This window comes from Achromobacter sp. F4_2707 (assembly GCF_047501535.1).
Classification (GTDB): Bacteria; Pseudomonadota; Gammaproteobacteria; order Burkholderiales; family Burkholderiaceae_B; genus Yanghanlia.
Window position 1 is genome coordinate 122,431 of sequence record NZ_JAZDRJ010000008.1, and the last position, 14,824, is coordinate 137,254.

Annotated in this window: 15 protein-coding genes; 11 read left to right on the forward strand and 4 right to left on the reverse strand. The window is 58.4% G+C overall.

Annotated features, from left to right (window positions below; translation table 11 throughout):
* Nucleotides 1–12: 12 nt before the first annotated feature.
* The 7 genes from VRY85_RS09555 to VRY85_RS09585 all read left to right on the forward strand — a co-directional run bounded on the left by VRY85_RS09555 (nt 13) and on the right by VRY85_RS09585 (nt 6,853).
* Entirely contained in the window at nt 13–528 is a 516-nt protein-coding gene (locus VRY85_RS09555; RefSeq protein WP_414598357.1) for a hypothetical protein, read from the forward strand.
* A 1-nt stretch (nt 529) separates the two neighbouring features.
* Nucleotides 530–1,621, forward strand: coding sequence for a Flp pilus assembly protein CpaB (gene cpaB, locus VRY85_RS09560; RefSeq protein WP_414598358.1), 1,092 nt, complete (start codon nt 530–532; stop codon nt 1,619–1,621).
* Between the two features lie 4 nt (nt 1,622–1,625).
* Nucleotides 1,626–3,032, forward strand: a complete 1,407-nt coding sequence (locus VRY85_RS09565; protein WP_414598359.1) for a type II and III secretion system protein family protein — start codon at nt 1,626–1,628, stop codon at nt 3,030–3,032.
* Between the two features lie 9 nt (nt 3,033–3,041).
* Entirely contained in the window at nt 3,042–4,763 is a 1,722-nt protein-coding gene (locus VRY85_RS09570; RefSeq protein ID WP_414598360.1) for an ATPase, T2SS/T4P/T4SS family, read from the forward strand.
* A complete protein-coding gene (locus tag VRY85_RS09575; RefSeq protein WP_414598361.1) occupies nt 4,751–5,599 on the forward strand; it encodes a type II secretion system F family protein in 849 nt (282 codons plus the stop codon). The genes VRY85_RS09570 and VRY85_RS09575 overlap by 13 nt, the downstream gene beginning before the upstream one ends.
* Before the next feature lie 106 nt (nt 5,600–5,705).
* The gene (locus tag VRY85_RS09580; protein ID WP_414598362.1) at nt 5,706–6,467 is read left to right on the forward strand and encodes a type II secretion system F family protein; all 762 of its coding nucleotides are present in this window, start codon (nt 5,706–5,708) and stop codon (nt 6,465–6,467) included.
* On the forward strand, nt 6,464–6,853 hold the full coding sequence (locus VRY85_RS09585) for a DUF192 domain-containing protein (protein ID WP_414598363.1): 390 nt from the start codon (nt 6,464–6,466) through the stop codon (nt 6,851–6,853). The genes VRY85_RS09580 and VRY85_RS09585 overlap by 4 nt, the downstream gene beginning before the upstream one ends.
* Here the strand turns inward: VRY85_RS09585 and VRY85_RS09590 are convergent.
* Both VRY85_RS09590 and VRY85_RS09595 read right to left on the reverse strand, forming a co-directional pair.
* Complete coding sequence (locus VRY85_RS09590; RefSeq protein WP_414598364.1) at nt 6,799–7,584, reverse strand: BPSS1780 family membrane protein; 786 nt, start codon at nt 7,582–7,584, stop codon at nt 6,799–6,801. The genes VRY85_RS09585 and VRY85_RS09590 overlap by 55 nt on opposite strands.
* Before the next feature lie 13 nt (nt 7,585–7,597).
* Entirely contained in the window at nt 7,598–8,566 is a 969-nt protein-coding gene (locus VRY85_RS09595; protein WP_414598365.1) for a homoserine kinase, read from the reverse strand.
* Between the two features lie 234 nt (nt 8,567–8,800).
* On the opposite strand from VRY85_RS09595, the gene dusA reads away from it, so the two are divergent.
* Nucleotides 8,801–9,775: a tRNA dihydrouridine(20/20a) synthase DusA gene (dusA, locus tag VRY85_RS09600; RefSeq protein ID WP_414598366.1), complete on the forward strand. Its 975-nt coding sequence runs from the start codon at nt 8,801–8,803 to the stop codon at nt 9,773–9,775.
* 138 nt (nt 9,776–9,913) lie between these two features.
* Here dusA and VRY85_RS09605 read toward each other — a convergent pair whose 3' ends face one another.
* Complete coding sequence (locus VRY85_RS09605) at nt 9,914–10,366, reverse strand: CBS domain-containing protein (RefSeq protein ID WP_414598367.1); 453 nt, start codon at nt 10,364–10,366, stop codon at nt 9,914–9,916.
* 53 nt (nt 10,367–10,419) lie between these two features.
* Nucleotides 10,420–11,610, reverse strand: a complete 1,191-nt coding sequence (locus VRY85_RS09610) for a YihY family inner membrane protein (RefSeq protein WP_414598368.1) — start codon at nt 11,608–11,610, stop codon at nt 10,420–10,422.
* Between the two features lie 151 nt (nt 11,611–11,761).
* On the opposite strand from VRY85_RS09610, the gene VRY85_RS09615 reads away from it, so the two are divergent.
* From VRY85_RS09615 to aroC, 3 genes are all read left to right on the forward strand, one after another.
* Nucleotides 11,762–12,151: a DUF2069 domain-containing protein gene (locus VRY85_RS09615; protein ID WP_414598369.1), complete on the forward strand. Its 390-nt coding sequence runs from the start codon at nt 11,762–11,764 to the stop codon at nt 12,149–12,151.
* Nucleotides 12,151–13,620: a protein adenylyltransferase SelO gene (locus VRY85_RS09620; RefSeq protein WP_414598370.1), complete on the forward strand. Its 1,470-nt coding sequence runs from the start codon at nt 12,151–12,153 to the stop codon at nt 13,618–13,620. Before VRY85_RS09615 ends, VRY85_RS09620 begins: the two co-directional genes overlap by 1 nt.
* Before the next feature lie 132 nt (nt 13,621–13,752).
* A complete protein-coding gene (gene aroC / locus VRY85_RS09625) occupies nt 13,753–14,814 on the forward strand; it encodes a chorismate synthase (RefSeq protein ID WP_414598371.1) in 1,062 nt (353 codons plus the stop codon).
* The last annotated feature ends 10 nt before the right edge of the window (nt 14,815–14,824 follow it).

The window sequence follows — 14,824 nt, forward strand, 5'->3', positions numbered from 1 at the left end:
TTCAGCAGTGATATGCGGCCTGATGCCGTTTTACGGGAACTATTGCGAGCACGGGCTGTGTACCAGCGATATTTGGTGGGTGACGGGCGTATCCTGCTTTCCGGCGTCAACCCGGGTGAGCACTGGTTGGCGGAAATCCATGCTTGGCAAGGTGGTGCGCAAGGATATGTATCTGCACTGTATTTCGATGCGGCGCGCGCCGATCAGCTCTCATTATCTGAGCGTGAACACAGTTCGATATCGTGGCAAGCCGCGGCCCCTGTGTTTCCGTATTGGGGGGCGGAATCTCAATCGGACAAGAATGCCACACCGCATGCTTGGCGCGGCCAAACGCTCAGGGTGTTCGAGTTTGATGATTCCTCCTGGGTGCGTATTGTGGCCTTGCCTGAAAAGCCTGCTTTTATCGAAAAGGACGATAGCCAGGCGGCGTCGCGCTTGTTGGAATCTACGGGCTCCGAAGCCATCACGTTGATTCCCGCAGACGAACAAATAGGGCTGGCTCTGGCCGTTTCCATGCGGGAGCCCTGACATGAACGGGCGGCGCTTTATTCCAGGTTTCGTTTTTCGGGCCGGGGCTGCCCGTTCGATAGCTGTACTGGGTGCAGCGCTGGCTGCAGGCTTGGCAGCGGCATTGGCGGCAAGGCAGCATATACAAGGTCATGTCGAGCAATTGGAAGCTCAGGCTCGCATACCGGTGGTTACTCGAGTCGTTGCCGCCCACGATCTGCCCGCCGGCACCCGCCTGAACGCTAACCACCTTGCTGCCCGGCAATTCCCCGCCAATCTTGTGCCCAGCGACAGCATCGACGTCGCGCATCATGAGCAGTTGGCGGGCATGGTCTTGCGCAGCGCCTTGCGGGCAGGAGATCTGATTCTGGAAGCCCACGGGCGCAGTGCGGAGCGTACGGCGTTTTCCAGTCATCTGGGGGAAGGGCGTCGTGCGGTCACCATGCCGGTGGATGCCATCAATTCAGTGTCGGGCTTGCTTGAGCCCGGCGATCTTATAGACCTTTATGTGTCTTTCGACTATCAGCGCAGGCGTATTACGGCGCCATTGTTGCAGGGAGTACTGGTGCTGGCCACCGGCACACAGACCGTGTCGCCTTTCGAGCCCTCCGCGCCAACGGGGCACGGGTTTTCCACCGTGACACTCGATACTTCCCCGGAAGATGCCGTCAAACTTGTCGCAGCGCGCCAAAGCGGCACGATCACCGCTGTGTTGCGCCATCCTGGCGATGATCGTCCTACACGCAAAGCGGTGCGCGGCGATCTGGCGAGTTTGATTGGTGTTGCCAACCCGCCTCCGGTCCGAAACCAAGCCAGGGCTCCGGTGTTGTATGGGAATCAGCGTGCTCGCAATGTTCCGAGCTTGGTGCCCAATGCTCCGACGGTGCGAAATCCTTCCGGTTTGTTCGATCTTCCCGAAGCACAGTCGTTGGTCAGCGCCTGGCTGCTGCAAAATGCCGCAGCACAGGGGGGCAATGATGATGCGTCCAACGGTGCTGGAGGAGAAGCGCTGGGAGCGGGGTCTGACTCTCTTTTTATGGGTGACCAGGAGGGCTGGGCAAACGGCGTAGGCCCGGCGCAGTTAACCGCTCAAGCGCAAGGTGATTTGGAGTAGGCCGATGTTGCGTTTTGCTTCGTCTCTCATGCTTTTCTCATTGTTGCTCTTGCTGCCTGTTAAAGGCTGGGCCGCCACCTTGCTGCGGATGCAGGTTGGGGAAGTCAGAGTACTTTCCGCGGTTGATGTCGCACGGGTGGCAGTGGGTGATGGCCATGTATTGAATGCCGTCACCACTGAAGAAAAAGAGGTAATTGTGTTCGCACGCAACGAGGGCTCCAGCGCTTTGCAGATTTGGTCTGCCGATGGCAGCCGCAAGCATTACGAGGTGCAGGTAGCGCCTGAGGGGGCTCGACGCATTGAGCAGGAGCTGCGTGAAGTGCTGGGGCGGATTCCTGGCGTTGAATTATCAACGGTGGGAGACAAACTGCTGGTAGAAGGTGATGGTTTATCGGATGACGACTTACTGCGGATCGAAGAACTGGCACAGCGTTACCCGCAGTTGCTGAACTTCACGGGCCGAGTGGGGTGGGACAGCATGGTGTTGCTCGATGTGCAGGTGCTTGAAATGCCGCGCTCCTTGATCCGCGATTTAGGTATTCGCTGGCAATCGCCCGCTGTGGGGGGAGTGAATGCCGCGCTGGCCTGGGACGGCGGCAGCCGCCGCTTGGCTGATCGTCCCGGCGAAAGCGCCGTGCCGGCAATGTTTCCCACCGGGGTGGCGGCAGGCTATCTGGGCGCAAGTGTGCTGTGGCCTGCTCAACTTCATGCGCTATTGCAGGCAGGCCACGCCATGATGTTGGCCCAACCGCAATTGTTAGCGCGTAGTGGTTCGACAGCTGAATTTCTAGCAGGGGGTGAAGTTCCTTACTCTACGACCGACGCGAATGGGGCGACGAGCACGGCTTTCAAACCCTATGGGGTGTCATTGCGTATTACGCCACGCATCGAGCGCAGCGGCATCGTCCGCTCCCGCATCGAAGTTGAAGTTAGCTCGGTGGACCACGCCTTGTCGGTGGAAAACGGCCCGGCCTTGAAAACGCGCCGCGCTTCTACAGAATTCAATGTGCGTTCAGGGCAAACACTTGTGCTGGCGGGATTTCTCTCGCGCGACGATGCCCGCAACATTGATAGCGTTCCTGGTTTGGGAGGTTTGCCTTTGGTCGGGGCACTGTTTCGCTCAGTGAAAACGCAGAGGAATGACACCGAACTGGCGGTATTCGTGACCCCCGTTGTGGTGACGGCTGACCACCCTGATGTCGAACAGCGGGTGCGTCAGGGCCGGGCCTTGGTCGAGGAGGGCTTTCCGGATGCGCCGCGCCTGAATACCCCTATTCGTGAACGTGAGCCTTTGCCCGCGCCACGTGTGGCTGCGTCAGCACCCTCTTGGGTTCCTTGGGGGGGGGCGGGGGGTCAATGGGTGGGCGCCGCCAGCGGGCAAGGGGGTGCGCAGGCGTTGGCCGTGGAATGAGGAGGCAATATGCTGGAACTGGAACTGGCTTATGAGGATGGCCGTTGCAGCCGTCAAGTATTTCCCCTGCCGCTGCTGGTCGGTCGTGCACCTGAATGCGTCCTGGTGTTGAAATCATGGCGAGTGGCAAAACAGCACGCCCGCATTATCGAGAAGGGAGGGCTGCTGTTTATTGAAGACCTGGGCAGTTTGGTGGGGACATTCGTGAATGGCCGCAGGGTGACGGAATACGGCCCGCTATCGGCCGGCGATGAAATCATCATCGGGCCCTGCTGCATGAGGTTGTTGCGCCTGCCGCCTACCGATTATTCCGCTATCGTCGCGCCCCTTGAGCAAGAGCAGCTACATGCGGGCGTGCCGCCTCGGGTGTCAGAGCCCGCCCTTATGCTGAGTGAGCGGTTTGTACCAGAAAGGAATTCGCTGCCAAAGCAAGATAAACCCTGTACTGATTCAAAAGAGCATGTGCGACACCGACAGCGACTACATAAAGCGTTGCTTGAGGCGCTTGACCTGCGGCGGCGCGATATTCTGGCGCTGAGCGATGAAGCCTTGCGCCGCGAAGCGACAGAAGCGCTATCCGCCATACTCGCTGATGATGCCGACTTGCCCGATGATGTGGACCGCGAGGTGATTCTGCGCCAAGTGGTGGACGAGGCGGTGGGCCTGGGGCCCTTGGAGCCTTTGCTGGCGGATCGCAGCGTAAGCGAAATCATGGTGAACTCACCTGAAGAAATCTATGTTGAGCGTGCTGGTCGTCTGCAGAGACACGACACCCGTTTCAGCAGTGAGCAGGCAGTGGTCGCCATAATCGACCGCATCGTTGCGCCACTTGGCCGTCGGGTAGATGAAGCCTCGCCGATGGTGGATGCCAGGCTGCGCGATGGTTCGCGCGTCAATGCCGTCATCCCGCCCATCGCTTTGCGTGGCGCGTGTCTCACGATTCGAAAATTCCCGCAGCGGCGTCTGGAAATGCAAGATCTGCTTGACGTCGGCAGTCTTGATCGCCACATGGCTGATTTTCTGGATTTTTGCGTTGGCGCTAGAAAAAGCCTGCTCGTATCGGGCGGTACTGGCTCAGGTAAGACGACTCTGCTCAATGTGTTGTCGAACTGCATTCCGGCAGGGGAGCGTATTGTCACTATTGAAGATGCGGCGGAACTGCGTCTGAATCACGAGCATCTCATCGCTCTGGAGTCGCGGCCTCCCAACTCAGAGGGCAAGGGCAGGGTAGATATACGCGATCTCGTCAGAAACGCACTGCGAATGAGGCCCGACCGCATCATTGTCGGCGAATGCCGGGGCGCCGAGGCCTTCGATATGCTGTCGGCCATGAATACCGGGCATGAAGGTTCTCTCACCACCTTACACGCCAACTCGCCGCGTGATGCCTTGGCGCGGCTGGAAACCATGGTGTTGATGGCGGGCATGGATCTACCCCTGGCAGCGATTCGCGAACACATTGCGTCAGCCGTCAATCTCATCGTGCAACAGGCCCGCTTGTCGAACGGACGCCGCCTTGTGACTTCTATTGTCGAGGTGACCGGCATGGAGGCCGGGCGCATCCAGACGCAGGAGCTTTTTCGTTATTGCCAAGGGCCTGAGCCACGTTTCGAAGGTTGTGGCGTGCAGCCGGAATGCCTGCAGGGAGGCGAGCATACCGTGCCGCTGGAATGGCTGACACAGACAACACTGTTGCGTGATCAACGGGAGTCGCACACATGGCAATCCTGATTTTCATGCTAGCTACCGGCCTAGCCACCGCCATTACAGCCTGGGCAGGCATACATCTGCTGCAAAAAGAATATGCGCGTTATCGAGCGACCTTCCAGCATGAAACGGTTCATGGTTTAGCTGACTTTTTCCTTTTTCTGGATCCTGGCCAGCTCTGGGGGGTAAACCTGTTGTTAGCCATGTTATGGGCTGTCCTGCCTTTGCTATTGGGAATGCCGCTAGTCGTTGCGTTGGGAGCCGGGGCGGCCGCCCTGGTGCTGCCGCCCCGGCTGCTTGCATGGGCAAGGCAGCGCCGCTACCGCCGGGTCGATGAACAATTGCCGGATTTCTTGCTGGCGCTGGCCGGGGCTTTACGTGCGGGTTCGGGGCTGCAGTCCGGCTTGCGCATGGTATCCGGCCATGCCCAGAGGCCTTTGGCGCAAGAGCTTGGGCTGTTGATGCAGCAGCAGCGCATGGGGTTGGCGTTCAACGATGCGCTTGACGCCTTTCATCGTCGCGTAGCGACCGAATCCGTAGGGTTGGTGGTAGCCGCCATCAAAGTCGCTGGCCACACTGGCGGCAGCCTGGCGGAAACCCTGGAACGCATTTCTCTTACTCTGCGCACCCGTTTACAGTTGCTGGGGAAAATACGGGCACTCACCTCTCAAGGGCGTATGCAGGCTCGGGTGATGGCCTGTCTGCCCATCGCACTTGGCCTAGCGTTGTACGCCCTTGATCCGCACGCCATGTCCCAACTGTGGGGCACAGCCATTGGCTGGGGCGTGCTCGTGTTGGTGGCCGTGCTTGAAGGCGTAGGCATGTATCTGGTGCGCCGCATGGTCAGCATTGAGGTTTGAAATGTGGATCTGGGTCAGCATGGCACTGGCTGCCAGTTCTTTATCCTTGGTGTTTTGGTGGTTGGGGCGTCCTTATACGCGGGCGGCAGCGGGTGGAGGAGCCCCCATGAGGCTGCCCTTGCGCCTGCTTTGGCCGTGGGTGGAGGCTGTGGCAGTTCTGTGCCGCCCCTTGATGTCCTGGCATTTGCGCCGCCGGCTGGAACACCTGTTGCGTCAGGCGGGGGCCCCGTCCTATTGGTCACCGCATCATTTATGTGCTTGGCAGGCCGTGCTTGCCATGCTGGCCGTGGCAGCCGTGGTAGTGCTTTTGCACCGCAGCCTTTCGGTGCCGGCGTTGTTATTCTGCGCCGCGTTTGCGGCGGCGCTTGCAGCAGTTTGGCCATGGCAGCGGCTGCGCGAGTGCACACGCCGCCGTAAGCAAGCAATGTTGAGGGAGTTTCCCTTCATGCTGGACATGATTACGCTGTGTGTGGAAGCGGGCCTGAATTTGCATGGGGCGCTGGGGCAGGCTGCCGCCAACGGCCCACCCGGGCCTTTGCGTGACGAACTACGCCACATGTTGTCAGATATCCGCGCCGGGGCTTCGCGTCAGCAAGCGTTGGCGCAATGGGCGCAACGTTGTGGGCTTACGCCTTTGCATCATTTTGTTGGTGCTGTTGCCCAGGCAGAACAGTCAGGCATGAATCTGGGGCCGGTGTTGCGAGCCCAGGCCGATCAACGGCGCAGTGAGCGTTTTCTCCAGGCGGAGAAGCGGGCACTGGAAGCTCCGGTAAAGATGATGTTTCCCTTGGTCATCTGTATCTTCCCTTGCTCTTTTCTGATCATCGCCTTTCCCATCGTTGTTCAGTTTACGGAACTATGGAAATGAACGCTGTGGCTCATGAACACTGCCGGACAGCATCGCCATCGCCAGTGCTAAAGCTAAGGCGTGCCGACACGTTCTTTCTACGGCTGCTTGGCCTGCAGGGCTTTGGGAAGCTGGCGGCTGACGAAGGCGTGCTGCTCACGCCCTGCCGGGCGATTCATACCTTTTTTCTCAGGCAGCCGCTTGATATCGTGTTTCTTGACGGCCGGGGCGGGCAGCGCCGCTGCATTCAGCGCTTGCCGCCATACAGAGTGGCGATGGACGCAGGAGCCAGGGCGGTGGTTGAGCTGCCAGGCGGTTACTGCGAACGTCACCCCGACTATCTTGAACGCATTCAGGTTGCGTTGTCGCGCACCGGCTGTTCTTGCGGCCGGAACACGCTGATGTAGGCCGGGTAAAAGCTGGCGTAGAGCACGGCCGCAATGGCGATGTTTAAAGGGGTTAAGAGCAGCTGCATGACAGGCGCTGAAAGGCCCATGGCAATCAGAAAGCTGCTGGCGAACTGCACGCCCAGGAAGATGGCACCCCAGCTCAAGCCATAGAGCATGAATGCCCATTTATTGCGCCAACAGGCCACCATGGAATAGAACAGGGCACGCTTCATGGGTACGCCATGCCAGCCGATCAGGGCGGGAGCGTGCCAGAACAACATGGAAATCAGTATGTAGAACACGCCAAAGGTCAGCAGCGGGGCACGCATGGCTTGCAGCAGGGCAAATTCGTCGACCTGTCCTTGCCCTTCGATGACGGCGGTCAAACTGCCCAGGTAGGGCAGAGTAGCAAGTACGCCTGCGGCAAGCGAGCAGCCCAGATAAGTGATGCCCAGCACGATCAGGCGTTTGCGCACGTTTGGATCGCGCAAGGGCTGGGTCCACATCCCGAACTGCATGGCTTCGCCCGCTTCAATGTGGCGGCAGGCGGACAGCGTCATGAAGGTCAGGCTGGGCGTGGCAATGATGAGCGCCATCTGCCCAAAAAGGGGAATCAGATAGCTGAAGGTAATAAGCAGGCCCAGCGTCATGCTCCAAAAGAACATGGCCAAGGGCTGCTGACGACAAATGCGGTACCCCTGTTGGATCCAGAACCAACCGGCATGGATGGGAAGTATGGCTGCTTGCATGGTTATAGACGGCTTAGGGCAGGCTCGGCGCTGCAACGTGGCGGCGCTGTGTCAGTATGCGTTCAAAATGGCGCGGGTCGTGTGGCTTAAGCGTCTGAGCCGGGCGCGGTAGGAAGTAATCGTACAGACGGGAGATCCAGAAACGTAGTGCCCCGGCTTGCAACATCATGGGCCAGGCTTCGCGCTCTTCTTCGGTAAAGGGGCGAATTGCGGCATAGGCTTTCAACAGTGCTTGCAGGCGCTCGGGAATAAAGACGCCTGTTTCGCGTTCGATACACCAATCATTGGCACAGACTGCTACATCAAACAACCAGCTGTCGCAGCCGGCGAAATAGAAATCTATGATGCCACCCATGCGAGGTGTTTCGTATGTACCGTCGAACAGCACGTTGTCGCGGAACAGGTCGCAATGCGCCGGGCCGAATGGCAGAGCGGCGTAGGTAGCGGTTTCTGCAAAAGCAGTTTGTTCGTCCAGTGTGGCCTTCAGCATGTCGGCCTGTGCACCGCTCAAAAAGGGCAGCACATGTGGCACGGTTTCCTGCCACCAAGCCAGCCCACGCAAATTGGGTTGCTTGATTGAAAAATCAGCGGCGGCCAAATGCATGCGCGCCAGGGTTTCACCGGTCTGGGCGCAGTGAGCGGCGCTGGGGTCGGGCTCGTATCCCCCGGACAATCGAGTCACAATGGCGCAGGGCTTGCCGTGCAGGGAGGTCAGGCGGCTGCCGTCATGCATCTGTTGAGGGTGGGGAACTGGTACGCCGCGTTCTGCTAAATGAGTCATGAGCTCAATGTAGAAGGGCAGTTGTTCCGATGTGAGCACCTCAAAAAGCGTCAACACATATTCGCCACGTGTTGTGCTCAAGAAGTAATTGGTATTCTCGATTCCTGCAGTGATGCCGCGCAGGGATACCAGCTCTCCCAATGTGTAATGCTTCAGGAGCGCGCGGGCGTCGTCATCGCTGACGGAGGTGAAAACAGCCATGGATGCTTATGATTCCTTCTATCCGGCGAGGCGAGAGCCCTAGGGGCCGCCATCGTGATGTTTTTCGTATCGGTATGCTGCAATTGTTGAAAACTGCGCCGCAGACTGCTGGATTTTAGTCTAGCTTGGCAAGGCATGCGAAAATGGCGGGTTTGAGTCTCTTTCGGATCTGGCGTCAAGGCCTCTCCGATGAGCCCATCTTTTTGTACCGATGCGGGCCTTGTGCCCCTTGCCATGACAAATCTTGATCCCCAGGCGTGGCGCTTGTGTGTTGCGCCAATGATAGATGTTACAGACAGGCATTGCCGTTACTTCCATCGTTTGCTTGCGTCTGCTGCACGTCTGTACACCGAAATGATTACGACGGGTGCATTACTGCATGGTAATGTGCCGCGCCATTTGGATTTCGACGAAAGCGAACATCCTGTTGCTCTGCAGCTAGGGGGCAGTGAGCCGGCTGAGTTGGCCGCCGCCGCTCGCCTCGGCCAGCAATGGGGTTACGACGAAATCAACCTCAACTGCGGTTGCCCTTCAGAGCGCGTGCAAAAAGGGGCGTTTGGCGCTTGTTTGATGGCTGAGCCGGCCCTGGTGGCAGACTGTATGAAAGCCATGCAAGACGCAGTACAAGTGCCGGTTACTGTGAAACATCGACTGGGGCTGGATTACGACGAATCCTATGGGTTTGTGCGTGATTTCGTTGGTCAGATTCACGATACGGGATGCCGGGTGTTTGTCGTGCACGCGCGTAACGCCGTACTTAAGGGTTTGAGCCCCAAGGACAATCGCGAAATTCCGCCGCTTCGCTATGACGTGGCCGCGCAGCTGGCGGCCGATTTTCCCGACGCCATATTTGTGCTGAATGGCGGGCTGGCGGAAACTGGGCAGTGCTTGGAAGCCTTAAAAACCTTTCATGGCGTGATGCTGGGGCGGGCGGCATGGCATACGCCTGGGGTGCTGTCTGAATTATCGGTGGCGCTGGGCGACATGGATGCGCTCCCGCCGGCGGAGCAGGTGCTGGAGGCCATGATGGCTTACGCCGCTCGCCAGGTTGAAAATGGCGCAGCACTGCGCATGGTGGTGAAATCCATGTTGGGTTGGCAGAGTGGGCGGCCGGGTGCTCGCCGCTGGCGCCGCATGTTGTCGGATTCCACCGAATTGGCGAGTAACGACCCGCAGCTGTTGGCGCGCGCCTGGGCTGAACTATCTTGACCGTACACCTAAGTGAAAGCCCCGCCGACTAGGGCGGGGCGAGCTAGGTAGCTAAAGTAAGGCTCCACAGGAGCACCGTGTCGAGACTGCGCCGCTACGGCCTACACGAGCCAGGTTTTGGCTAGCTTATTAAAGGCGCTATACAGCGGCCTGGTCGCCTGGCCAGTCGCGGATATAGGCCTTGAGCATGGTGTTTTCAAATGCTTGGGCCGCTACGATGGCGGCGGCCATGTCGTAGAAAGAAATCACACCTTGCAGCGTGGGGCCGTCCATCACCGGAATATAGCGCGCATGTTTTTCCAGCATGAGGCGCTGCACTTCTTCAAAGCCGGTATTGGGCGAAACGCTGACCGGGGCATCGTCCATGATGCTGCGTACGGTGTAGTCGCCCACTGTACCCCCGCTGGAGTGCAGATAGCGGATGATTTCGCGGAAGGTGAGCATGCCCGCCAGCTGGCCGTGCTCCATGATGACCAACGAGCCGATGTCTTGTTCAGACATGGTGTCGATGGCGGCCTGGATGGGGGTGTCGGGGGTGGCGGTATAGAGCGTATTGCCCTTGATCCGCAGAATTTCACTGACTTTCAACATATTGGTCTCCCGAGGAGGCGTCCATAGTGGCGCTTAGGACATTGTGCACCAAGCTATGAACTTAGGGTAGGGGAAGGTTTTTGGAATAGGGTTTCGAGCTGCACGGATTCCCCCGACAATGAGCGGGCGGTGGCGTGCAGCAACTGGGGCTCGCTATGCAAGCCGGGCTGTTGGGTGTCAAGCAGCCAGGCGTCGATCAGCGGCTGAAGTTCGGTGGTGGCCGGGTCGCAGGCTAATACCCAAGTTTCGATGGTGTCGTGTTCAGTGTTCACCGCGTAGCCCAGATTTTTAAGGGTGTGCAGCACGTTATCAAGCTCATCTTGGTGCAGGTCGAGGTGTTCGCATAAGTCGCCGACGCTGCGCCCGGGCGTGTTGGTGCGCCACGTGTCCCACAAGGCGCGCAGCACACGCACGCTGTCAACGAAACCTGCCCCGGTGTAGTGTTGCTGCGCCCAACGGCGCTGCCGCAAGGCAGGCAGCAAGGATGTCACGGTGGCGCCCAGCAGGATCACCAGCCACGACAAATACACCCACAACAAAAAAATGGGAATGGTGGCAAACGCGCCGTAAATAATGGTGTACGAAGGGAATTTGCTCAGATAGTAAGCAATGCCCACTCGCAGAATTTCCAGAATAATGGCCGTGACAAACCCGCCTGCTACGGCATCTTTCCAATAGACACTGCGGTTGGGTACGGTGAGAAACAAGGCGGAAAAACCGCAGCCTGTTAAAAGCAGTGGCAGTAGCGACAAGGCGACATTGCCCACGGCGGGAATATCGCCGATCAGGCCGAGTGATTCGCGGGTAACGATAGATAGCGCCCAAAGGCTGGCGCCGACCAGAATGGGGCCTAGCGATAGCACCGCCCAGTACACCAGCACCCGTTGGCGCAACGGGCGGCGGGTTTCTACCTGCCAAATATCGTTAAAAGCCTCGTCGATGGTGCGAAACAGCATGACGGAGGTGACGATCAGCACCAAACCACCAATGGTGGTCAGGCCCGATGCCTTGGCAGCAAATTCATTCAAGTACCCCAGCACGGTCTCGGACACCACTTCCGGCATGACGCTGCTTGCCAGAAAAGTTTCCAAGGCATAGCGGAATTCCGCAAATAAGGGAAAGGCGGTAAAAAGCGACAGCACGACCGCGAGCAGGGGAACAAGGCTGAGCACCGACGTGTAGGTCAGGCTGGAAGCCACCTGAGTCAGTTTTTTTTCCTGCGCGCGCCGCAAGGCATATTTCACAGCCTTCCAGATTGTCGACCAGGAGATGTCCCGAAGCTGCCTGCGGCTCTCGTGTGGGGGCTCAGGGAGCGGGCGAGGGGAAGGGGATTGCGTATCAGTAAGCCGTTCCATGGCCTGTCAGCCTTGTATCCTTTCGGGTGATAATACCAGTATGACGACTTCTGTAAATTCCGTATGGCGCTGGGTCGCCTCTGGCGCCCTGATCGGCCTCATTGTCCTGTGTGTTGTGTGGGAGCTCTGGCTGGCTCCTATTATTCCCGGCGGTTCTTGGTTGGCGCTTAAGGCGCTGCCTCTGTTTTGGCCGTTGCGAGGCGTGTTAAAGGGTAATCTTTACACCATGCAGTGGGCATCGATGTTCATTCTTCTATATTTCATGGAAGGCGTGATGCGTGCCTGGTCAGACCTGAACCCGCTGTCTGCTTGGCTGGCAGGTCTGGAAATTGCTTTATCAGTCATATTCTATGTGTCGGCCATCCTTTACTGCCGACCTGCCAAAAAGGCGGCGCGCAGCCGGGCGGCCAAGGCCGGGGTGAAATCATAATGAACCTGGACGCTTTGCAGGTCGCCAACTCTTTCGCTGAACTGCCGCGCGAATTCCACACGTTTCTTGATCCGCAACCTCTGAAAGGCGCGCGCTTGCTGCATGCGAATGCAGAGGTCGCGGCGCTATTGGGCTTAGACGCAGCAACGCTGCGCTCTCCCGAATTTCTCGAACTGGTGTCCGGCCAGCGCCCTTTGCCGGGCGGGCGTACGCTTGCCGCTGTATATAGTGGCCACCAATTCGGCATGTGGGCGGGGCAGCTAGGCGATGGGCGCGCGCATCTGTTGGGTGAAATTCTCACGCCACAAGGGTCTTGGGAAGTGCAGCTCAAGGGTGCGGGCTTAACGCCGTATTCACGCATGGGCGATGGGCGAGCGGTATTGCGTTCGTCGGTGCGTGAATACCTGGCCAGCGAAGCCATGGCAGGCCTGGGAATCCCTACCACACGGGCCCTGGCCTTGGTCACGTCTGACGACCCGGTTTATCGGGAAACGGTCGAGACCGCAGCCATTGTGACTCGGGTGTCTCCCAGCTTTGTACGCTTTGGCAGTTTCGAGCATTGGGAACGCAAACCTCAGCCTTTACGCATTCTCACGGATTACGTTATCGACAGGCATTTTCCTGAGGTGCGTGAAAGTCAGGGGGGCGAAGCGGTTTCGTGGGAACAGGCCGTATTGCGCATGCTGCGTGAAGTGGTGCGACGCACGGCTTCCATGGTGGCCGACTGGATGACTGTCGGTTTTTGTCATGGCGTAATGAATACCGACAATATGTCCATTCTTGGCCTGACTATCGACTACGGCCCTTATGGTTTCATGGATGGCTTTCAGGCGGGTCATATATGCAACCGCAGTGATACTCATGGCCGTTATGCCTGGAATGTACAGCCTGCGATTGCGCACTGGAATTTGTATAGGTTGGCCAGTGTTTTCCTTACCTTGGGGCTGAAGGAAGAAGAATTGCGCGAAGTGGCGTCTGCCTTTGAAGGCGATTTTCTCGCCGCCTACCAGGGCAATTTGCGCCGCAAATTCGGCTTGGAATCCTGGCAACAAGGCGACGATGACTTCGTCGACGCATGGTGGCGCCTGTTGCACGAACAACGGGCGGACTTCACTCTGGCTTTTCGCCACTTGGCTGGGGTGAATAAAGACCCTCAAGCCTTTCTTTCGCTCTTTGGCGACCCCCAGCCTGCGCGTGACTGGCTGGCGCGTTATGAGCAACGCCTGCAAGGCCAGACATTGCCGCAGGCTGACCGAGCCGCGTCTATGCTACGAGCCAACCCGCTTTACGTTTTGCGCAACCATCTGGCCCAGCAGGCAATTGAAGCGGCCGTTCAAGGTGACGCCACCGAAATTGAAACCTTGCTGACCCTGCTACGCCGTCCTTACGAAGAACACCCTGGGTTTGAACGCTATGCAGAGCAAGCGCCCGAATGGTCTGAGAATCTGGCCATCAGCTGTTCTTCCTGAAGGGCGCTGTCGCCGCTGCGCACCGCCTTGTAAGGCCGCTGCGTTCTGTACCGTTTAACCGCAGCGCGGGACGGATACAATGTTTCATCGTCGCTTTGCTATTTCCTCTTACACCCCTACGAAGATCGCATCATGTCCGGTAATACTTTAGGCAAACTTTTTTGCGTCACGAATTTTGGTGAATCGCATGGCCCGGCTATCGGGGCTGTGGTCGATGGCTGCCCGCCCGGTTTGCCCCTGGATGTCACGGATATTCAGAAGGAACTCGATCGTCGCCGGCCCGGCACATCGCGGCATGTCACCCAGCGTCAGGAAGCTGACCAGGTGGAAATCCTTTCAGGTGTGTACGAGGGCCATACTACGGGTACGCCGGTGGCGCTCTTGATTCGCAATACCGATCAGCGCAGCAAGGATTACGGCAATATCGTTGAAACCTTCCGTCCTGGCCATGCCGACTATTCCTATTGGAAAAAATACGGTCGCCGCGACCCGCGTGGCGGTGGCCGCTCTTCGGCCAGGCTCACAGCGCCGACGGTGGCGGCAGGGGCGATTGCCAAGAAATGGCTGGCGGCTGAATATGGCGTGCAGGTGCGTGGCTACATGAGCCAGTTGGGGCCTATTCCCATTCCTTTTCAAGCATGGGAAGAAGTCGGCAACAACCCATTTTTTGCGCCTAATGCTGAAGTGGTGCCGCAACTGGAAGCCTATATGGACGAATTGCGGCGTGCCGGCGATTCTATCGGCGCGCGCATTGAGGTCGTGGCTGAAAATTTGCCTGCTGGTTGGGGCGAACCCGTTTACGACAGGCTGGATGCCGATATCGCTCACGCCATGATGGGGTTGAATGCGGTCAAAGGGGTATCCATTGGTGCGGGGTTCGATTGCGTGACCCAGCGCGGTTCTGAACATGGCGATGAAATCACGCCTGATGGGTTTCAAAGCAACCATGCGGGTGGGGTGCTGGGCGGTATTTCTTCCGGCCAACCTATTACTGTGTCGATTGCGATCAAACCGACGTCCAGCATTCGGGTCGAGCGTCGCTCGGTCAACCTGGAGGGCGAGCCGACCACGGTACAAACATTTGGGCGGCACGACCCGTGTGTGGGAATTCGCGCCACGCCTATCGCTGAAGCGTTGTTGGCGATTATTCTTATGGATCACGCACTGCGTCAGCGGGCGCAGCGCGGTATGTAATGGCCGTATG